Below are 18,784 nucleotides of genomic sequence, written 5' to 3'. Positions count from 1 at the left end.
CAAGCAATGGAGCAGATCAGCCCTTCCTTGGAGGCAACAGACGGTCGTATATTTCTTTGATAACGAAATAGCATTCGCAGGTGTGCTTTTCCAAGCCAACGCGATCGAGCGATGTGATATGGCCTCGCGAAGTGTTTAACAATCCATCATGTCGGAACTGGAATACGCTGTCTGTGACGCTTTCACGTCTTACGCCAAGCATGTTGGCGATTTCCTCCTGCGTCATACTCAGATGGGCGCCATCGAATCGGTCAAAACTCATCAGCAAAAAGCGAGCAACTTGCTGTTTGATACTGTGGTGGCGATTGCATACGGAGTTTTGTGACATTTGCGTCAGTAATGCTTGTGTGAAGCGAAGCATCAATTCGCGCACCGATTTGCTTTGCTCGAACTCGGCTTTTAAAAACGCTGCTTTTAAGCGAAAGAATCCGCCTGCGCTTCGAACAACCGCTTGGTTGGTAGTAATACCGGCTCCCATGAAAGCCGAAATTCCATAGAGGCCTTCATTGCCGATCACTGCAACTTCAGCCAATTTGCCATCTTTCATCAGGTGCCGCAGAGAAATAGTAGAGTTGAGCGGGAAAAATGCATAACGCAGACTTGTTCCGGTCTCTTGCAGCACCTGTCCGACAGGAAGATCTACCCATTCAAGGTGCGGTTCCCAACGCTTTAAATCGTCATCAGCCAAAGCAACAAGGATTCGATTTTTGCATGTCATGCGGGCATTTAAAAAGTGTGTTGAAGGAGGCAAATCATGACCGGCGCCGCATGTGTGTATTTGTAAACACACACCCAATCTAACCGTTCACCCCTCGAAACTATGTGCGCTACCGTACAGTTGCCTGAATAAGTGTCGTGATTAATTGCCGTCGTTTATCTGCTTGGATGGTCGAATTGTTCCCGGCGTATCTAACGACAGCAGCAGTTCATCCTGAAGCTGGTTGCTTGCTTGGCGCAATGCACCAGCCGTATCCAGCACTTCAATCCAGTGCGCGGAAGGCCTTGCACACAAATAGTTGCGCGCTTGCTTCAATGAATAGGTGGGAATAAATAGGCGGCCCCCCTGGCTGAGCCGGTGCCGCCGTTTCAAGCCAGCCCGCGACCCCATGGATAAGCTGCGTCTGGAAGGACTGGATCTGAAGCAGCCGCGGCAATCGCGGCCCGCATCTCCGACGTACAGCTAAAGTTCTCGCCGATCTAAATCGCTGTTTCGACCTTGTCGGCGATACGGGCGCACCCTGGCAGGTCGTCGGCGAGTACAGGCTCTTCGATCCTCTCAAGCCCTGCATCATCCAGTGCACATCCTGGGCGCCATAGAGACTCGCGCTGCTACGCCGTTACCGATAGTTCGGAATGAAGGGGCTCAAGGGCGTGACTCTCGGCGGCCTGGATATGGCGTGTTGGATACATGGGCACGTGCCCGGGAGCCGACTGCAAGGGCACCTGGGACAGAACTTAGGCCGTTACGGGCCTCTATCGCTGCGGAACGTTCACCAGCGTCAAGCAGCTCGTGGAGCGCGTCGATCAGTTCGCCACGCACCACAACGCCAACAGCCAACCGTTCAAACGGACAGCCACCGCACTTCGATCCTGGAGAAGTTGCGTCGACTTTGCTCACGTACCAGCGGGCAGGGCCGGCGACTAGTGCAGCGAGACCGGGGTGTGCGCCAGCTCGGCGTAACCCTCCAGCGTGTCCTCGATCTCTTCCTGGGTCGGCGTGTTTTTCTGCCAGCCGTTCAGGCGCTGCTGGAACATCTCGGCCCAAGAGCCGTCGAGGTAGACCTCTTTGCCGGAGCGTTTGTCGACAATTTCAAAACCATGGCGGGCCAGTTCGGGCACGGCAGGCGCTGGCGCGGATTCCGCCGGCGCGTTGGCGTGGATCTGCACCACCACAAATGATTCGGAGTCGTAGAGCATGTGCATAGAGCTTGGGTCCTTGTCCATCAGATAGCAACGAACGGGCCAAGTTCAAGGGCAACAGGGTAAATCCGCAGGAGTGTGTGAAAAGTCGCGAATTCCCTGGCCGAACGCGTTCAAGGCGGTTTTTCGGCGACCCGCAATTGCTGGTCCACAAAATCGCCGTTCTGCTGGGTGATGCGGGTGCGCACCGGCAGCCAGCCGATCGCCGGGGCGAGCCAGACCTCCACGGTCTGGTCATAGTCGCGTTGCGGCTTGCGTGTGAGTTTGATGGTGCTGAACTCACCTGCCGGCAGATTCAGCTTTTGCTCGGCTTCGACGACAAAGGTCCAGGTGTCAGCGCTCGTCGGGCCGGCGGTGTACAGCGATACGCTGCTGCCGACCGGGTACTTGGCCGGGTCCCCAGCCAGCAAGCTCGCGAGTTGTATAAAAACACTGACGCGATCCTGCGCACCGGGCAGCCACGGCACGTCGGGCGAGTTGGCGCTGAATGTGATCTTGCCTTTGTCGGGCTGAAAATGTGCCGCACGTTCGCTGCGCGACTTGTCGAGAAAACGGGTGGGCGCCAGCCCACCGCCGGTGATCTGGCCGCTGCTGGCCATGGACCGCTCGCCCAGTCCAAAAGCCCCGACCACCATGCTGGCCCGGTAGCCTTCGCCGTCCTGCAGCCAGTCGAGCTGGGCCGAGGCGTGGTAGTCCATGTTTCTGGAGCGGCCGGTCATGCCGTATTTGAGGCGCATGGACCCGGGAATGGTCAGCGCGCCGGCGGAGGCCACCGGCGTTGCGGGCGCTGCCTCGGCGGCTGGCGGGCTGGGCTCGGGCGCCGGTGGGGGTGCGGGCGGCGTGCTCGCCACGGTCGGTTCAGGTGCCGGGGGTGCTATTGATTCAATAGCTGCTGGCGCTTGTTGGGAAAGGGCTGGCGCCGTGTTTGGTTGCAAACGTGGCGCGACTGGGGCGGCTCGCCGAGCCGGTGGCGGCGGGGTTGCCAAGGGGACCATCGGGCTCGGCGGCTTGATTTCTATGCTGCGCGTGATCAGGGGGCGCAGCTGGAGGGGTGCTTCGGCGTGCATGCCCCAATGGGCCGGTGCGGCTTGCAGCAGCAACACATGGGCGAGCACCACCACAGCCGTCAGCACCAGCAGCGGGCGCCGCGGCGGCGCTGCGGTGTGCTGTGCTGTCAGCGCGTTCATGGCTCTGTGTAGCCCAGGTCGCTGCTGAGCTGTCGCGCCGCAGCCAACAGGGGGCGCGCCACCGCGCCGTCCCAGGCGGTGTCGAACGTGGCCACCGATCCCATACTCACCACGCCCAGCACCAGGTGGCCATCGGCGTCGAACACCGGTGCGCAAAAACCGGCGACACCGGGCAGCAGCGTGTCCACCACCCGCGCCAGGCCACGGCGCCGGACCTCGTCGAGCACGGCCGCGACGTCGGCCATGGTTTTAGGCACATCCTTGCGGGTCAGCTTTTGCAGGCGGGTCAGCTCATCCTTCAGCAAGGGCGGCAGGCGGTCGTGGGACTGGTGGCTGTTGCTCGCTGCAGAACGCTTGCGGCCGCCTGCCGGCTGCGCCATGAAGGCAGAAAAACACAAACCGGTGGCCGAAGACAGCAGCGGCATCACGTCGCCCAGGCGCAAATTGACGGTGATGGCCTGCGGCGACTCTTCCCAGTGCACGATGGTCGGCCCCTGGTTGCCCCAGACGGCGAGTGCCAGGGTCTGGCCGATTTGCTCCATCAGCGGCGCCATGCGCGGGCGCGCGAGTTTGACGCTGTCCAGCCGCGACAGCGAGGCCAGGCCCAGCTTGAGTGCGGCCGGGCCCAGGTCATATCGGGTGGTGCCCGCGTCCTGCGTCACCAGTTCAAGGCGCTGGAAGCTCACCAGGTAGCGGTGTGCCTTGGCGGCGCTCATGCCGGCAGCCGAGGCGAGGTCGCGCAACATCAGCGGGCCGGGCGAGGCGCCCAGCACCTGCAGCAGGCTGAAGCCGACCTCCACCGACTGAATGCCGGCGCGTTGCGCGGGCAGACTGGGGGATGGTGTATCGGGGGTGGTTTTGCGCGCTTTCATGGAATTCGACTAAAATTGAAAATTACATTTAGGTAAATTGATTTCACTTATCGTAACTCCAATCCCTCGCCGCGATGCGTCGTCGTGCGCCCGATAACTCCAAAGGACACCCATGAAACTCGCAAGCTACAAAGACGGCTCCCGTGACGGCCAGTTGGTGGTCGTTTCGCGCGACCTGACGACAGCCCATTATGCGACGGGCATCGCCAGCAAACTGCAGCAGGTGCTTGACGACTGGGGCTTTCTGTCGCCGCAACTGCAGGACCTGTACGACACGCTGAACAACGGCAAGGCACGCCACGCCTTCCCGTTTGACCCTACGCAATGCATGGCGCCGCTGCCGCGTGCCTACCAGTGGGCCGACGGTTCGGCCTACATCAACCATGTGGAGCTGGTGCGCAAGGCGCGCGAGTCCGAGGTGCCGGGCAGCTTCTACAAGGACCCGCTGATGTACCAGGGCGGCAGCGACGACTTCATCGGCCCCTGCGACGACGTGGTTTGCCCCAGCGAAGACTACGGCATCGACTTCGAGGCCGAGGTGGCGGTGATCACCGGCGACGTGGCCATGCAGAGCACACCCGATCAGGCGCTTGAAGGCATCCGCCTGGTGATGCTGGCCAATGATGTGAGCCTGCGGAACCTGATTCCGAACGAACTGGCCAAGGGTTTCGGTTTTTTCCAGAGCAAGCCAGCCACGGCCTTCAGCCCGGTGGCGGTGACGCTGGACGAACTCGGTGACGCCTGGGACCAGGGGCGTATCAACCTGACCATGCAAAGCACCTGGAACGGCCGCAAGGTCGGCATGTGTGACGCCGGTCCGGAAATGACTTTCCATTTCGGCCAGTTGATTGCCCACATCTGCAAAACGCGCAATGTGCGCGCCGGCTCCATCATCGGCTCGGGCACCGTCAGCAACAAGGGTGTCGAGGCCCAGGGCAAAACCGACTGGCCCAAGGGCTACAGTTGCATCGCCGAAAAGCGCGCCATCGAAACCATCCAGGACGGCAAGCCTTCGACCGAATTCATGAAGTTCGGCGACACCATCCGGATTGAAATGAAGGGCAAGGATGGCGAGCTGGTGTTCGGCGCGATTGACCAGAAAATTGTTGCGGCCGCGCTGGCCAAATAAGGCTGCTCAGCCTGCGGCGCGGGTCTGTGTGATGAACAGCTGGATGCCGCGCAGAAACATCTCGACCGAAATCGCCACCAGGATCAGGCCCATCAGGCGTTCAAACGCCATCACCAGGCGGTCCCCCAAGACCCGCTGGATGCGCTCGGCCAGCACCAGCACCACGGCACAGACGGCCATGGTCACACACAACGCCGCCACCCACTCCATGCGCCGGGCCGGCGCCTGCGAGACCAGCAGCAGCACCGTGGCCAGCGCCGACGGCCCGGCCAGCGCGGGAATGGCCAGCGGGACGATCAGCGGCTCGCCCTGCAGCGGCTCCGCAACCGGATGGCCGCCAGGGAAAATCATGCGCAGTGCGATCAGGAACAGGATCACTGCGCCGGCGATCTGCAGTGACAGCTCGCTCAGGTTCATCACGCGCAGGAAACTGTCGCCGACAAACATGAAAGCCAGCAGCAACAAAAAGGCGATCAGCACCTCGCGCAGAATCACAAACGCACGTCGCTCCGGCGCCACGTTGCGCAGGGCGTTGGCAAAAATCGGGATATTGCCCAGCGGATCGGTGATCAGCAGCAGCAAAATCGTCGCCGAGACAAAGGTGTAAGTCATGACAAAACAGGCCCCCACGGTCGTTCACTCCCACGCGCCGCTTGTACTGAGCCTGTTGAAGGATAAGCCCCGAGGGGGCCGTCGCTTGCTCGGGGCAGCCCTTCGCTGGGCAGTAGCGTACTCACCGGTCCAGCCTCATGACGCATAAATCGCTTTCAGGTCCCTGAAGCCCTTGATCTCCAGCGGATTGCCGAAAGGGTCGCAGAAAAACATGGTCCACTGCTCGCCCGGCTGGCCTTCAAAGCGTACCTGTGGCGCAAACAGGAAGTCGGTGCCGGCCGCTTGCAGCCGCTCTGCCATGGCCTGCCAGTCGGTCAGGCCCAGCACCAGCCCGAAGTGCGGCATCGGCACCAGAATGTCGCCCACATGGCCGGTGCGTTCGGTTTTGAACGGCGTGCCCAGGTGCAGCGAAAGCTGGTGGCCCATGAAATCAAAATCGACCCAGGTGTCGGTACTGCGGCCTTCGGTGCAGCCCAGTACATCGCCATAAAAATGGCGGGCCTGGTCGAGGTCGGTGACGTTAAAGGCAAAGTGAAACAGGCTTTTCATGGCTGGAGCTTATCAAAGGCGCATGCAGGTGCAGGGCGATCCCTGATTCCCCGAGGTGGCTGTTCGCGGCATGATGGCTGCATGACATCTGACTACACCGCCTACACCACACTTTCCATCACCCGGCGCGGCCCTCTGGTGGAGGGTATCGGCTGCGTGCTCGACATCCAGATGAAAGCCCTCAACGGCAAGCTGCCAACGGCAGGCCATGCCGGCCACCGTGAACTCGCGCAGATCTGGCGCGATGTGGGTAGCGATGACTCGGTGCGCTGCGCCGTGTTGCGCGGCGAGGGGCTGGGTTTTTCCGGCGGCGGCGACCTGTCGCTGGTGCAGGACATGGCCGACGACTTTGAAACCCGCACCCGCGTCTGGAAGGAAGCGCGTGATCTGGTCTACAACGTCATCAACTGCGACAAACCGATTGTCAGCGCGCTGCACGGGCCGGCCGTTGGCGCCGGGCTGGTGGCGGGCCTGCTGGCCGATATCTCCATCGCCGCGAAAAGCGCAAAGATTGTGGACGGCCACACCCGGCTCGGCGTGGCCGCTGGCGACCATGCCGCGATTGTCTGGCCGCTGCTGTGCGGCATGGCCAAGGCCAAGTACTACCTGATGCTCTGTGAGCCGATCAGCGGCGAAGAGGCCGAACGTATTGGTCTGGTGTCGCTGGCGGTCGACGACGACGCGCTGTTGCCCAAAGCCTATGAGGTGGCCGACCGGCTGGCCAATGGTTCACAAACCGCAATCAGCTGGACCAAGTACGCGCTCAACAACTGGCTGCGCCAGGCCGGGCCGGCTTTCGACGCGTCGCTGGCGCTGGAGTTCATGGGTTTTGCCGGACCGGATGTGCGCGAAGGTGTGGCCAGCCTGCGCGAGCGGCGACCGCCTTCATATGGCCCCACAACCTGAAAGCTATCAAATTGATAGCTGTATGCGCATATCGACCATGAGCTGGAGCCCGATTTGGCTTGAAAGTTTCCGGGTGGCGCGACGAAGCCGGCGGCCTTTTCAAAAACGGGTTGACGCACTGCTGCTACCCTGCACAATGAGACCATGAGGCACCGTGGCCGCTCCGGCCCACATAGCTAACAACCACCAGGAGACAGCCATGAGCAACGCAGACAACCCTTCTTTTGCCGGCTTCGGCAAGCTGGTTCCAGGCTTTGATTTTTTGCAGAACCTGGCCAAGCAGGCGGCCGGCAGCGCCAGCCAGAGCATTCCGCAACTGCCCAACCTCGGCAACTGGGTCGCGCCCACGCTCAATGTTGAAGAACTCGACAAACGCATCGAGGAACTCAAGGCGGTGCAATTCTGGCTGGACCAGAACGCCATGGCGCTGAAGGCCACCATCCAGGCGCTGGAGGTGCAGAAGATGACGCTGGCCACGCTCAAAGGCATGAACTTCAACATGGGTGATGTCGCCAACGCCTTCAAGCTCAAGGTGGCCGACACGGTGGCCGGCGGGGTCCAGAAGGTCGCCGACAAGGCCAAAACGTTTTCGGGCCTGGAGGTGCCGCCCACCAGCTACGACAAAGGCGCGAAGTCCGCACCCACAATCAGAGCGCCCAAGACGCCAGAGGCGGCGGCAGCGGCCGGCGTAGTCGACCCGATGCAGTGGTGGGGCGCGCTGACGCAGCAGTTCCAGAACATCGCTACCACCGCCATGCAGGATGCCGCCAAAAAAACCGCGATGAGCGCCACCAAAAACATGGCCACTGGCCTGGCCAAGGATGCCATGAAAACCGCCTCCGGCATGGCCACGGGGCTGGCCAGGGGCATGGCTGACTCTGCCGGCAAGACCGTGGCGCAGGGCGCCCGCTCTGCCATGAACACGGCGCTGCGCAGTGCCCAGGCCTGGCCCACGCCGGCCGCCGCAAAAAGCGTCTCGGGTACCAAGTCCACACGCAAGGCGCCGGCGCGCAAGACGGCAGCCGGCAAGACCACCCGAAAACCAGCGCGGTGATGGGCGGCGCCGTGATGTGGTGAGCAGCACCGCGAGCAGCAGCGTCGATCTTTTGATTTTTTCGTCCAGGACGCCATGAAGCTTTTTCCTTACGGTCACGCCACCCATCCGCAATGGCGCATGGCCGCCGGCCTGGTGCTGGCGCAGTTGCGCGCCCACATGGCGCTGCCGGCGTATGCCAGTGCGCCCACCTTGGGGCTGCTCTACATCACGGATCACTACGCCGTCCAGGCGCAGGACATTCTGGATTTTTTGAGCGGTGAATTGCCGGAGATCGTCGACTGGGCCGGCACCGTGGGCATCGGCATCGCATCCAACAACGTCGAGTATTTCGATGAACCGGCGCTGGCTGTCATGTTGTGCGGCCTGCCGAGTGACCAGTACCGCGTTTTCTCCGGCATCTCGCCCTTGCCGCCAGCCAGCGCCACCCACTTCAAGGCGCATACCGCGCTGGTGCATGCCGATGCCGGCACGCCCGACGTGGCCGAGCTGATCGACGAGATGGCCCAGCGCACCGGCAGTGGGTATGTGTTCGGCGGGCTGGCTTCGAGCCGCAGCGAGGTGGTGCAGTTTGCGCTCAGCGGTAACGGCAATGTCAAAGGCCACGGCGCTGCGGGCGGCGTCTTCAGCGGCGGTTTGAGTGGCGTCGCCTTTGCGCAGGGCGCGGCGTTGATGTCGCGTATCACCCAGGGCTGCCAGCCGATCTCCGGCGAGCGTGAGATCACCGCCTGCGATGGCAATGTGGTCACCGCGCTGGACGGGCAGAGCGCGCTCGACGTGATGCTGGCTGACCTGGGCGTGTCGCTGGATCAGCCGCGCGACGCGCTTGAAAAGGTGCGCACGACGCTGGTCGGCTTGCGCCGTGCTGATGCGGGCCTGCAGGACGGTCGCATCCACAGGCCGGGCCAGTTCGGCGCCGATGTGGTGGTCCGCCACATCATCGGCCTGGACCCGGCGCGCAGCGGTATCGCGATTGCCGACATGCCGGCCGTCGGCATGAAGCTGGCTTTCTGTGAGCGCAATGCCGAGGCGGCGCGTGCCGACCTGGTGCGTGTCTGCGCAGAAATCCGCGAGGAGCTGGAGCCGGAAGAACTCACGCTGGAAGTGGCCAGTGCCCTGAGCGGCTTGCAGGCCGACGCCGCACCGCACCCGGCGCGCCGCATCGCCGGTGCAATTTACGTCAGTTGTTCCGGCCGCGGCGGCCCGCATTTCGGTGCGCCCAGCGCCGAGCTGCAGATTGTCAGGCGCGCCCTGGGCGATGTGCCCCTGGTTGGTTTTTTTGCCGGCGGCGAAATTGCGCGGCACCATTTATATGGCTACACCGGGGTGTTGACGGTGTTCACTGCGGCGCCATAGCTGTCTTGTCAGGAGACGGCTGCCACCGGGCGGCTGAAAAAAACCAGGGAGGAATCTTGGTGCGCATCACTGCGGCGCCTCGTCCTTGCCACACTCTGGCTGCAAGCCTACGCCGGCTCACCTCTGGCGCCTACGGTTATTTTCAGGCGATGCCTCACAGTGGATAGACCCCACTACAAGGCAGCTCCACCATGAAGACACAACTCCGTAACCACATCGCAGCAATTTTTCTGTTGCTGCCGGCCGCCAGCGTGCTGCTTGCCGTGCCCGCAAGCGTCATGGCGCAACCGGCCACGCCCGAGCTGCAATCGCTCCAGGTCGGTGCTGATGACGGCCTTAGCGCCGGATCACAACTGGATTTCACGGTGGAAGGTACGCCGCGTGGTCAGGCCAGTCTTACTGTGCGGGGCATCCCGCGCACGATTGTTCTCAAAGAGACTTCGCGCGGCGTCTATGAGGGCAGCTACACCGTCAGGCGCAAGGATCGCATTGCCGAGAACAGCCCCATTCGCGCCACACTGCGCGTGCGTAACCGCACTACGGCGGCAAACTACAGTTTTCCCGCTGGCATCGCCAACGCTTCCGTGACTGCCGCACCTGCCGCGCCTCCTGCACCTGTAGCTGCTGTCGGCCTGAAAATCGACCGTTTTACGGTGGCTCCGATCGACAAGATCGAACCCGGCGCAGACCTGCGCTTTACCCTAAACGGCGCGCCCGGCGGTGTTGCTGAGGTGAATATTCAGGGTGTCATTAACAACCTGGCCCTTCGCGAAACCCGACCTGGTATTTACGAAGGTGCTTACACCATCCGTCGCCTGGACAACCTGTCACCTTCGCTCCCGGTGGTTGCCACCTTGCGTCTGGGTGACAGGGCGGTTTCCTCGACCTTGACCCAGCCCCTGATCGCTGATGCCAAACCGCCGGTGATTCGCAACATGGCGCCGCGCGACGGCGAGTCTCTGGCACGGGGCGCTTTTACCTCTGTCTCGGGTACTTTTGATGATGCCGGGGGCGTAGGCGTAGATCCCAAAAGCGTCCGTTTCATGTTGTCTGGCCGCAATGTAACCGCAGAAACGCAGATCACGCCCCAGTTCTTCACTTACCGCGCTGACCTCGCGCCTGGCCGCTACACCGCAGACGTGACCGCCAAGGACATGGTAGGCAATGCGGTCCGCCAGACCTGGACCTTTGACGTTGTGGCTGCGGCGGCGGCGGCGGCTGCCGCACCGACGACGGTGCCTCTGCAGATCACCAGCCACACCAACAACGCCACAGTGGAAGGCGGCCCTGTGCTTGTGCGTGGGCGCACGGCTCCGGGTGCGTTGGTTGATGTGAAGGTGGGCGCTGTGGGTGCGATTGCCGGCCTGTTCGGCCTGAACCAGAACGTGTTTGCGCAGCGCGTCCAGGCCGATGCCAGCGGGAACTTCTCTTTCAGCTTTGCACCCCAGTTCCCGATTCCCACCACACGGTATGAGGTTTCGATGACTTCCAGCAAGGACGGCATGACGCCGACCGAGTCCCGTCTGGTGCTGTTCCAGAAGTAAACCGGATATATAAAGAAGGGCAGGGAAATCGCTTCCCTGCCCTTTTTTTGTCTGCTGAGTCAACTATCGTTTGGATAGCAAATTTATCGTGATGGCCGGCCGAAGCAGGGGTAGCTGGGGTCGCTGTAGCCGTGGGTCGATGCATGGCCCGGGATGACCAACCCGTTGACGAAGGCTTCATCTTCGGCATCCAGCACCAGGTCCACCGCGCCGTACACATCTTCCCGGGGGACAGACGTCACCGACCAGTTTCCGGATGCGCAGCAAAGGTTTCTGGCGTCAGTCGCCGCACTGCTCTTTGAAGGCAGCTGTGAGCATAAGCGCGGCAAATCCTTCATAAGTAAAGATTTCGCTGTAGGTATCCAGATAGGCCGCAGGGTCGCTCTGGAACATCTTCAGGCGGTCTTCCAGTTCCTCGCTGTCGCGGAATTCCCAACGGTCGGTCGCGGTATGGAGCCGCTCCTCGATGACATGGCGTTCAAGCCTGGTTTGCGCCGAGAAGAAAAATTGGGGGTGGCCGCCGCGCACCAGTTCCCGCGCGAAGGCAACAAGACGCAGCTCGTAGTCCTCCGGGCCAAGACCGGTTTCCTCCCAAATTTCCCGTGCCATCTCGGCGTAAAGATAGTTCTCAAACTGCTTACCGCTTGAGAGCTTTGCGGGATCGTCGGGGGACGTCACCGCGCCAGATGCCGAGCAGTGCATCTTGTCGCGGTCCGCCATGATCGCCGTGGCACCCGACCTCGCCCTGATCAACGCATGTCCTTCCGCGGTGTAAAGCATGCATGCTACGCCGATCACATTGGCCAGGCAGGACTTGTCCAGCGCCGTAAGCTGGCCATTGGCGGAGAAATCCAGATCGTTGCGCGTGGTCGCATTGATGTGCCCGGACAGGGTCGTCGAATTGCGGCGGCTCAAGTGACCTGATGCCCAGTCCAGCGTCAGGTTGGTTCCCACCTGCTGGTTGTAACGAGTCGGTGCCAGGGCCAGTGATTTGCCAGCGATATCCCAATGGCTCAGCCGAAGATTGAGCTCGTTCATCATCTGGCCGTCAGGCTGCCGATGCAGTTTCCCGATGGCCGTGAAGATCTCCCACGCGGCGTTTCCATGTCGCTTGAGACGCGGGTCGACTTTCCACTCTTTCTGCCGCAAAGTCACATTGAACGCAGTCAGGTCGACCTGCAGGCAGTCTGGCAGCTGGAATTCACCGAAGGTCACCAACTCTTCATAAGTCAGCTTGAAGTTACGGCAGATGCGATTGTCATAACCGTTGTAGTAGCGCCGCAGCAAGTGAGCGCGTGTTTCGACGAAAGGTGTTGAACGGTCTGCCGAATCCTCTCCAAAGCGTGTCGGCGCTACCGATCTGGCAACAACAGGCATTTTGTCGAGCAACGCGCCGATACGATCGTCATTGATAAACAGACCTGCCGCATTGCGCGTGATTTGAATCAGGTTGTTGGCGTTAACCCATAGCCAGTTCTTCATGACGTTTTTTCCAGAGGCAGAGAAAAAAGGCGGCGGTCGCGGTCAGCAAAGCACCGGGCGACCGTAGAAAGGGTAACTCGGATCGTTATAGCCGTGGGTTGATGCATGCCCTGGGATGACCAGCCCGTTGACGAAGGCTTCGTCTTCGGAATTCAACACCAGGTCCACCGCGCCGTACACATCTTCCAGATGTGACAGCAGGCGCGGACCTGCAATCACCGCGCTGACCAGCGGGTTGGCCAGAACCCAGGCGGCTGCAAACTGCCCCGGCACCCAGCCTTTGGCCTCGCAACGCTGCTTGATCTGCTGCGCAATCAACAGCGACTCTTCACGGAATTCGGTTTCAAGAATACGCTTGTCGCCGCTGCCAGCGCGTGTGTCCTGCGCTGGGGCCTGGCCGGGCAGGTACTTGCCGGTGAGCACGCCGCGCGCCAGCGGGCTGTAGGGCACCACGCCCAGGCCGTAGTGTCCGCAGGCCGGCAGGACTTCGACCTCCGGGCCGCGGTTAAGCAGGTTGTAATAAGGCTGGCAGACCACCGGTTGCGGCACGCCCGTTTTCTCGCAAATGCGCATGACCTCGGCGATGCGCCAGCCGCGGAAGTTGGACAAGCCGAAGCTGCGGATCTTGCCAGCGCGTATCAGGTCGCCGATGGCTCGTACTGCTTCCTCGAGGTTTTCGCCATGGAAGTCGCGGTGCAGGTAGAGGATGTCGAGGTAGTCGGTGCCGAGGCGCGCCAGCATGGCATCGGTCTGCCGCATGATCCAGCTGCGCGAGTAGTGGCCTTCGTTGATGCCTTTGCCCGCCTTGTTACCGAGCTTGCTGGCCAGCACCCAGTGATCGCGCTGGCCGCTCAGCAGCTTGCCCAGCAGGGTTTCCGATGCGCCTTCGTTGTAGACATCGGCGGTATCGATGAAATTGATGCCCTGATCTTTGGCCGACGCCACGATGCGAACGGCCTCATCGTCCGGCGTTTGCTGGCCGAACATCATGGTGCCCAGGCACAGGACAGACACCTTCAGGTTGCTGCTTCCAAGTCGGCGGTACTTCATGGCCAGGTCCCGATGTTCGATAGGTCTAAACGCCGCGTTGCCGGTCTTGCCGGAACTGCAGCACAAACGCGCCGAATTGACCGGCATCCAGCGCATCGCGCACTTCCTGCATCAGGTTCAGGTAGTAGTGCAGGTTGTGGATGCTGCTGAGCATGGGGCCCAGCATCTCGCCGCAGCGGTCCAGGTGGTGCATGTAGGCACGTGAAAAATTCCTGCAGGTGTAGCACGTGCAGGTGGCGTCCACCGGCGCATCTTCGGTCTTGTAGCGCGCATTGCGTATCTTCAGGTCGCCGAAACGCGTGAACATGTGGCCGTTGCGCGCATTGCGCGTAGGCATCACGCAGTCGAACATGTCCACACCCGCGCCGACGCCTTCGACCAGGTCTTCCGGGGTGCCAACACCCATCAGGTAACGCGGCTTGTCGGCCGGCAGGCGGTGCGGTGTGTGCGCCATGATGCGCAACATTTCTTCCTTGGGTTCACCGACGCTGACACCTCCGATGGCGTAACCGGGCAGGTCGAGTTCCACCAGCGCGTCCAGCGATTCCTGGCGCAGGTTTTCAAACATGCCCCCCTGCACGATGCCGAACAGCGCATTCGGGTTTTCGAGTTGGGTGAATTCGTCCACGCAGCGTTTGGCCCAGCGCAGGCTCAGCTCCATCGAGGTTCGCGCTTCGGCCTCGGTGGTGATGTGGCCCTTGGTGTCATAAGGTGTGCATTCATCAAACTGCATCACGATGTCGCTGTTCAAAATGGTCTGGATCTGCATCGAGATTTCGGGCGTCAGGAACAGCTTGTCGCCGTTGACCGGCGAGGCGAACTTGACGCCTTCTTCGGAAATCTTGCGCATCTCGCCGAGCGACCAGACCTGAAAGCCGCCGCTGTCAGTCAGGATCGGTTTGTGCCAGCTCTCAAACTTGTGCAGGCCGCCAAACTGCTGCATCACGTCCAGCCCTGGCCGCATCCACAGGTGAAAGGTATTGCCGAGGATGATTTGCGCGCCCATGTCATGCAGCGACTGCGGCATCACCCCCTTGACCGTGCCGTAGGTGCCCACTGGCATGAAGATCGGCGTCTGCACCACGCCGTGATTCAGCCTGAGGGTGCCGCGCCGGGCATACGAGCCGAGGTATGTGCCCTCGGCCGGGTCGGTTTTCAAAACTTCAAAATTCAGCATGGATGGATTGTCTCAGGCGGGGGTTCGCTGCAGCAACATGGCGTCGCCGTAGCTGAAAAAGCGGTAGCGCTGCGTGATGGCGTGCTGGTACAGCGCCATGATGTGGTCGTAGCCGGCAAAAGCGCTGATCAGCATCATCAGCGTGCTTTTGGGCAGGTGGAAGTTGGTCAGCAGCAGGTCCACCACCTCGAATTTGAAGCCTGGCGTGATGAAGATGTTGGTGTCGCGGCAGCTGGGGCCAAACTTCGCCGCCGACTCCAGCGCCCGCACACTGGTGGTGCCGACGGCAAGCACGCGGCCCCCGCGCGCTTTGCAATCGCGGATCGCCTGCAGCGTGGCCTCTGGCACCTCGAAGCGTTCAAAGTGCATGACATGGTCGGCGATGTTGTCGACTTTCACCGGCTGGAAGGTGCCGGCGCCTACATGCAAGGTCACGCTGGCGCGCTGAATGCCGCGCGCTTCCAGTTGCGCCAGCACCGCCTCATCGAAATGCAGCGCTGCCGTCGGAGCCGCGACCGCACCCGGATTTTTGGCAAACACAGTCTGGTAGCGGCGCTCATCCTCTAGCGAATCGCTGTGGGTGATGTAAGGCGGCAGCGGCACATGGCCGTGGCTTTCCATCAGGGTGTAGGGGTCGCTGCTCAGTGCAAAGTGATACAGCGGGCCGTCGTCGTTGGGCCAGCGGCCCAGCAGGGTCGCGGTGAAGCCACCGTCCATCTGCATCACCGCGCCCGGCAGTGGCTTTTTGCTGACCTTCATGTGGGCCGCGACTTCATGACCGGCATCCGGCGACAGCGACAACACGCGCTCGATCAACAGTTCCAGCCGGCCGCCGCTGCTTTTCTGGCCGAACAGCCGCGCCTTGACGACCTTGGTGTCGTTGAGCACCAGCAGGTCGCCCGGATGCAGCAGCTCGGGCAATTCCGCGAAACGCCGGTCTGCGGGAGTGGCGCCGCGCCCGTCGAGCAGCCGCGAGGCACTGCGCTCGGCGGTCGGGTGCTGGGCGATCAAATCGTCGGGGAGTGTGAAATCGAAATCACTGAGGTTGAACAAGGTCTTCATGGAGGCACAATTGTCCCATGCCCTCCCGGTCGGTCCCCGCAGCTTCTCCCCGCAAGGCGCCGCCCGTTGAGTCCGGGGCCGGGGTTGCTGCGGCAGTGAAATCCCAGCCGCAGAAGGCGCTTGAAAAGCTGGGCCTGCGCCGCGACATCGACCTGGCGCTGCACCTGCCGCTGCGTTACGAAGACGAGACCCGCATCACCCGGTTGGCCGATGCGCGCGACGGCGACATGGTGCAGATCGAGGGCCAGGTCACACACAGCGAAGTGGCGTTCCGGCCGCGCCGGCAATTGCGTGTGACGGTGGACGACGGCAGCGACACCTGTGTGCTGCGCTTCATCAATTTTTACCCCTCGCACCAGAAAACCCTGAGCGTGGGCGCGCGTGTGCGGGTACGCGGCGAGATCCGCGGTGGTTTTGTCAGCCGGGAGATGGTGCATCCGGGTTTTCGGGTCGCCGGTGGTGATCTCGCCACGGCGCTGACGCCGGTCTACCCCACGGTCGCCGGCCTGCCGCAGACCTATTTGCGCAAGGCGGTGCTCGGTGGTTTGTCCCGCGCTGACCTCTCGGAAACCATTCCCGAGCAGTTTTTGAACAAAAACCTGCCTAAGCCCTTTTCCAGTCTGCGTGAGGCGCTATCATTTTTGCACCTGCCGCCGCCGGATGTGAGTGCGCCGGGAGGGGCCGCCCCGCCCCAGCACAGCCCCCTCGGGGGGCAGCGAAGTACGCACGGCGACGAGCGTGGGGGCTTGTTAGCCACACTGGAAGACCGCAGCCACCCGGCCTGGCAACGGCTCAAGGCCGAGGAGTTGCTGGCCCAGCAACTGTCGCAATTGCAGGCGCGCCGCGTGCGAGCCGCCATGCGGGCGCCGGCGCTGCGGTCGCCTGTGCATGGGCCGCAGTGCACGCTGCAGGAGCAGTTGCTGGAGCGCCTGCCCTTTCGCCTGACCGCTGCCCAGCAGCGGGTCGGCGAGGAGATCGCCGCCGACCTGCAGAAGAACCTGCCCATGCACCGGCTGCTGCAGGGCGATGTCGGCTCCGGAAAAACCGTGGTGGCGGCGCTGGCGGCGGCGCGTTGCATGGACGCCGGCTGGCAGTGCGCGCTGATGGCGCCCACCGAGATTCTGGCCGAGCAGCACTTCCGCAAACTGATCGGCTGGCTGGAACCGCTGGGCATCCAGACCGCCTGGCTGACCGGCAGCCAAAAGGCCAAGGAGCGGCGCGAGGCGCTGGCCCTGATCGAAAGCGGCGCCGCTGGCCTGGTGGTCGGCACCCATGCGGTGATCCAGGACAAGGTGATCTTCAAAAACCTGGCGCTGGCCATCATCGACGAGCAGCATCGTTTTGGCGTGGCCCAGCGGCTGGCCTTGAGAAGCAAGATGACCCAGGGCGGGGAGGAGCCCCACCTTTTGATGATGACCGCCACCCCGATCCCGCGCACCCTGGCCATGAGTTATTACGCCGACCTGGATGTCTCCACCATCGAAGAACTGCCACCCGGCCGCACGCCCATCGTGACCAAACTAATCAGCGACGCGCGGCGCGAAGAGGTGGTCGAGCGCATCCGCGCGCAGGTGCGCGAGGGCCGCCAGGTCTACTGGGTGTGCCCCTTGATAGAGGAGAGCGAAGCGCTGGATTTGACCAACGCCACGCAAACCCATACTGATTTGACCGAGGCGCTGGCGGGCGACACCATGCCCAACGGCGCACCCGTGATGGTGGGGCTGCTGCACTCGCGCATGCCCGTGGCAGAGAAAAAGGCCGTGATGTCGCTCTTCACGGACGCCCAGATGGCCGTGCTGGTCAGCACCACAGTGATTGAGGTTGGCGTGGACGTGCCAAACGCCAGCCTGATGGTGATCGAACACGCCGAGCGTTTTGGTCTCTCGCAGTTGCACCAACTGCGGGGCCGCGTGGGGCGGGGCGCGGCGGCATCGGCCTGCGTGCTGATTTACTCCACGGGGGATGCGCCGCGTCTGGGCCAAATGGCCAAAGAACGCCTCAAGGCCATGGTGCAAACCAACGATGGTTTCGAGATTGCCCGGCGTGACCTGGAGATTCGTGGCCCAGGCGAATTTTTGGGCGCACGGCAGTCGGGTGATGCGCTCTTGCGCTTTGCCGATCTGGCCATCGACACCGCTCTGCTGGACTGGGCCCGCGCTGCGGCGCCGCAAATGCTGGACCGGTATCCAGACATGGCCGAAAAACACGTATACCGCTGGCTGGGCGGGAAGGCGGAGTTTTTGAAGGCTTGAGCGCAATTCTTGCGTGCCACATTTCCACCTAAAAAATAAAAAATCTCCACGCCGATTTGAGTATGCTTGTGCCCATGCCGCGCTTGACCCAAGCCCCGAATCTGGCCATTGCCACCTTGTGGGCGGACGGGCTCACGGCGGGTGGCGTCGCTGCCAGCGTGCAGCGGCAATACCTGGCCGGTGTGGCAGGTGAATTGCCGCCGGATCAATGCCTGCCCGAGGTCTGGTTCCAGCATCCAGGGCAGGAAGCCCAGGCGCGCGAAATTTTGTACCACCTGCAGCATGTGCCGCAACACCGATGGCGCTGTGTATGTGGTGAATTGGTCGTGGGCGGCTTTGAACAGTGCTGGAACTGCGAGACTTTGATGCCCCGCTCTTGACTTTTTGATCTACCGCCAGTCGCTTGGCTTGCGCGTGGATGACCCAACCCAGATCGCCAGGCACCGGGTCGCGCAGCACAAAAGAGGTGTCAATTGAAGCAGTCTTCATGGTTCACGGCTTGAATGTGGTGCCATCTTATGGCTTTTGACCCGTAGCAAAATACCCTTATGACCCTGACTGAACTCAAATACATCGTGGCTGTGGCGCGCGAGCGGCATTTTGGCCACGCAGCCGACGCCTGTTTCGTCTCG

At 62.1% G+C, this 18,784-nt stretch carries 18 protein-coding genes and 1 pseudogene; 8 read left to right on the top strand and 11 right to left on the bottom strand.

The annotated features are described in order from the left end of the window. Positions 1 to 16: 16 nt before the first annotated feature. Positions 17 to 718 (bottom strand): Crp/Fnr family transcriptional regulator, encoded by a 702-nt coding sequence (locus ACH2CW_RS09645; RefSeq protein WP_395057500.1) that lies wholly within the window; start codon positions 716 to 718, stop codon positions 17 to 19. 759 nt (positions 719 to 1,477) lie between these two features. Between ACH2CW_RS09645 and ACH2CW_RS09640 the strand changes: the two are divergent. Next, positions 1,478 to 1,635, top strand: a pseudogene (locus tag ACH2CW_RS09640) (IS630 family transposase); the annotation flags it as partial. A gap of 6 nt (positions 1,636 to 1,641) precedes the next feature. Here ACH2CW_RS09640 and ACH2CW_RS09635 read toward each other — a convergent pair. From ACH2CW_RS09635 to ACH2CW_RS09625, 3 genes are all read right to left on the bottom strand, one after another. Continuing rightward, complete coding sequence (locus ACH2CW_RS09635; protein ID WP_395057498.1) at positions 1,642 to 1,923, bottom strand: DUF3567 domain-containing protein; 282 nt, start codon at positions 1,921 to 1,923, stop codon at positions 1,642 to 1,644. Between the two features lie 110 nt (positions 1,924 to 2,033). Further along, positions 2,034 to 3,107, bottom strand: a complete 1,074-nt coding sequence (locus ACH2CW_RS09630; RefSeq protein WP_395057496.1) for a DUF3108 domain-containing protein — start codon at positions 3,105 to 3,107, stop codon at positions 2,034 to 2,036. Beyond that, a complete protein-coding gene (locus tag ACH2CW_RS09625) occupies positions 3,104 to 3,937 on the bottom strand; it encodes an IclR family transcriptional regulator (RefSeq protein ID WP_395057570.1) in 834 nt (277 codons plus the stop codon). Before ACH2CW_RS09625 ends, ACH2CW_RS09630 begins: the two co-directional genes overlap by 4 nt. A 154-nt stretch (positions 3,938 to 4,091) precedes the next feature. Here ACH2CW_RS09625 and ACH2CW_RS09620 point away from each other — a divergent pair, with 154 nt between their 5' ends. Beyond that, positions 4,092 to 5,108, top strand: a complete 1,017-nt coding sequence (locus ACH2CW_RS09620) for a fumarylacetoacetate hydrolase family protein (protein ID WP_395057494.1) — start codon at positions 4,092 to 4,094, stop codon at positions 5,106 to 5,108. A gap of 6 nt (positions 5,109 to 5,114) precedes the next feature. Here ACH2CW_RS09620 and ACH2CW_RS09615 read toward each other — a convergent pair whose 3' ends face one another. Together ACH2CW_RS09615 and ACH2CW_RS09610 are read right to left on the bottom strand one after the other, a co-directional pair. Further along, the gene (locus tag ACH2CW_RS09615) at positions 5,115 to 5,720 is read right to left on the bottom strand and encodes a MarC family protein (RefSeq protein ID WP_395057492.1); all 606 of its coding nucleotides are present in this window, start codon (positions 5,718 to 5,720) and stop codon (positions 5,115 to 5,117) included. Positions 5,721 to 5,855: 135 nt separating this feature from the next. Then, on the bottom strand, positions 5,856 to 6,269 hold the full coding sequence (locus tag ACH2CW_RS09610; RefSeq protein ID WP_395057490.1) for a VOC family protein: 414 nt from the start codon (positions 6,267 to 6,269) through the stop codon (positions 5,856 to 5,858). Between the two features lie 81 nt (positions 6,270 to 6,350). Between ACH2CW_RS09610 and ACH2CW_RS09605 the strand changes: the two genes are divergently transcribed. The 4 genes from ACH2CW_RS09605 to ACH2CW_RS09590 all read left to right on the top strand — a co-directional run bounded on the left by ACH2CW_RS09605 (position 6,351) and on the right by ACH2CW_RS09590 (position 11,129). Continuing rightward, entirely contained in the window at positions 6,351 to 7,175 is an 825-nt protein-coding gene (locus ACH2CW_RS09605; RefSeq protein WP_395057488.1) for an enoyl-CoA hydratase/isomerase family protein, read from the top strand. A 199-nt stretch (positions 7,176 to 7,374) separates the two neighbouring features. Beyond that, positions 7,375 to 8,229 (top strand): PhaM family polyhydroxyalkanoate granule multifunctional regulatory protein, encoded by an 855-nt coding sequence (locus ACH2CW_RS09600; RefSeq protein ID WP_395057486.1) that lies wholly within the window; start codon positions 7,375 to 7,377, stop codon positions 8,227 to 8,229. Positions 8,230 to 8,304: 75 nt separating this feature from the next. Then, positions 8,305 to 9,585 (top strand): FIST N-terminal domain-containing protein, encoded by a 1,281-nt coding sequence (locus tag ACH2CW_RS09595; RefSeq protein WP_395057484.1) that lies wholly within the window; start codon positions 8,305 to 8,307, stop codon positions 9,583 to 9,585. Between the two features lie 191 nt (positions 9,586 to 9,776). Further along, positions 9,777 to 11,129, top strand: a complete 1,353-nt coding sequence (locus tag ACH2CW_RS09590; protein ID WP_395057482.1) for a hypothetical protein — start codon at positions 9,777 to 9,779, stop codon at positions 11,127 to 11,129. An 83-nt stretch (positions 11,130 to 11,212) separates the two neighbouring features. Here ACH2CW_RS09590 and ACH2CW_RS09585 read toward each other — a convergent pair whose 3' ends face one another. The 5 genes from ACH2CW_RS09585 to queA are packed head-to-tail and all read right to left on the bottom strand — an operon-like array spanning position 11,213 to position 15,900. After that, positions 11,213 to 11,371 carry a hypothetical protein gene (locus ACH2CW_RS09585; RefSeq protein ID WP_395057480.1) on the bottom strand — a complete coding sequence of 53 codons (159 nt, stop codon included), beginning with the start codon at positions 11,369 to 11,371 and terminating at the stop codon, positions 11,213 to 11,215. Positions 11,372 to 11,408: 37 nt separating this feature from the next. Then, on the bottom strand, positions 11,409 to 12,611 hold the full coding sequence (locus ACH2CW_RS09580; RefSeq protein ID WP_395057478.1) for a hypothetical protein: 1,203 nt from the start codon (positions 12,609 to 12,611) through the stop codon (positions 11,409 to 11,411). A 42-nt stretch (positions 12,612 to 12,653) separates the two neighbouring features. Beyond that, positions 12,654 to 13,661, bottom strand: coding sequence for an aldo/keto reductase (locus ACH2CW_RS09575; RefSeq protein ID WP_395057476.1), 1,008 nt, complete (start codon positions 13,659 to 13,661; stop codon positions 12,654 to 12,656). Positions 13,662 to 13,686: 25 nt separating this feature from the next. Next, entirely contained in the window at positions 13,687 to 14,838 is a 1,152-nt protein-coding gene (tgt, locus tag ACH2CW_RS09570) for a tRNA guanosine(34) transglycosylase Tgt (RefSeq protein WP_395057474.1), read from the bottom strand. A 12-nt stretch (positions 14,839 to 14,850) separates the two neighbouring features. Then, positions 14,851 to 15,900, bottom strand: a complete 1,050-nt coding sequence (gene queA, locus ACH2CW_RS09565; RefSeq protein WP_395057472.1) for a tRNA preQ1(34) S-adenosylmethionine ribosyltransferase-isomerase QueA — start codon at positions 15,898 to 15,900, stop codon at positions 14,851 to 14,853. Between the two features lie 17 nt (positions 15,901 to 15,917). Between queA and recG the strand changes: the two genes are divergently transcribed. Both recG and ACH2CW_RS09555 read left to right on the top strand, forming a co-directional pair. Beyond that, positions 15,918 to 18,152, top strand: coding sequence for an ATP-dependent DNA helicase RecG (gene recG, locus ACH2CW_RS09560; protein WP_395057470.1), 2,235 nt, complete (start codon positions 15,918 to 15,920; stop codon positions 18,150 to 18,152). Positions 18,153 to 18,226: 74 nt separating this feature from the next. Beyond that, a complete protein-coding gene (locus ACH2CW_RS09555) occupies positions 18,227 to 18,532 on the top strand; it encodes a DUF2007 domain-containing protein (protein WP_395057468.1) in 306 nt (101 codons plus the stop codon). Positions 18,533 to 18,784 lie beyond the last annotated feature (252 nt).

Source organism: Polaromonas sp. (assembly GCF_043778355.1).
In the GTDB taxonomy this organism is placed as follows: domain Bacteria; phylum Pseudomonadota; class Gammaproteobacteria; order Burkholderiales; family Burkholderiaceae_C; genus Polaromonas.
The sequence above is the reverse complement of the archived record's forward strand: the minus strand, read 5'-3'. Positions and strand labels throughout refer to the sequence as shown.

Bases quoted from the DNA above. Each gene is read 5' to 3' on its own strand.
- ACH2CW_RS09645 (WP_395057500.1), bottom strand. From the start codon at position 718: ATGACATGCAAAAATCGAATCCTTGTTGCTTTGGCTGATGACGATTTA.
- ACH2CW_RS09635 (WP_395057498.1), bottom strand. From the start codon at position 1,923: ATGCACATGCTCTACGACTCCGAATCATTTGTGGTGGTGCAGATCCAC.
- ACH2CW_RS09630 (WP_395057496.1), bottom strand. From the start codon at position 3,107: ATGAACGCGCTGACAGCACAGCACACCGCAGCGCCGCCGCGGCGCCCG.
- ACH2CW_RS09620 (WP_395057494.1), top strand. From the start codon at position 4,092: ATGAAACTCGCAAGCTACAAAGACGGCTCCCGTGACGGCCAGTTGGTG.
- ACH2CW_RS09615 (WP_395057492.1), bottom strand. From the start codon at position 5,720: ATGACTTACACCTTTGTCTCGGCGACGATTTTGCTGCTGCTGATCACC.
- ACH2CW_RS09610 (WP_395057490.1), bottom strand. From the start codon at position 6,269: ATGAAAAGCCTGTTTCACTTTGCCTTTAACGTCACCGACCTCGACCAG.
- ACH2CW_RS09605 (WP_395057488.1), top strand. From the start codon at position 6,351: ATGACATCTGACTACACCGCCTACACCACACTTTCCATCACCCGGCGC.
- ACH2CW_RS09600 (WP_395057486.1), top strand. From the start codon at position 7,375: ATGAGCAACGCAGACAACCCTTCTTTTGCCGGCTTCGGCAAGCTGGTT.
- ACH2CW_RS09595 (WP_395057484.1), top strand. From the start codon at position 8,305: ATGAAGCTTTTTCCTTACGGTCACGCCACCCATCCGCAATGGCGCATG.
- ACH2CW_RS09590 (WP_395057482.1), top strand. From the start codon at position 9,777: ATGAAGACACAACTCCGTAACCACATCGCAGCAATTTTTCTGTTGCTG.
- ACH2CW_RS09580 (WP_395057478.1), bottom strand. From the start codon at position 12,611: ATGAAGAACTGGCTATGGGTTAACGCCAACAACCTGATTCAAATCACG.
- ACH2CW_RS09575 (WP_395057476.1), bottom strand. From the start codon at position 13,661: ATGAAGTACCGCCGACTTGGAAGCAGCAACCTGAAGGTGTCTGTCCTG.
- tgt (WP_395057474.1), bottom strand. From the start codon at position 14,838: ATGCTGAATTTTGAAGTTTTGAAAACCGACCCGGCCGAGGGCACATAC.
- queA (WP_395057472.1), bottom strand. From the start codon at position 15,900: ATGAAGACCTTGTTCAACCTCAGTGATTTCGATTTCACACTCCCCGAC.
- recG (WP_395057470.1), top strand. From the start codon at position 15,918: ATGCCCTCCCGGTCGGTCCCCGCAGCTTCTCCCCGCAAGGCGCCGCCC.
- ACH2CW_RS09555 (WP_395057468.1), top strand. From the start codon at position 18,227: ATGCCGCGCTTGACCCAAGCCCCGAATCTGGCCATTGCCACCTTGTGG.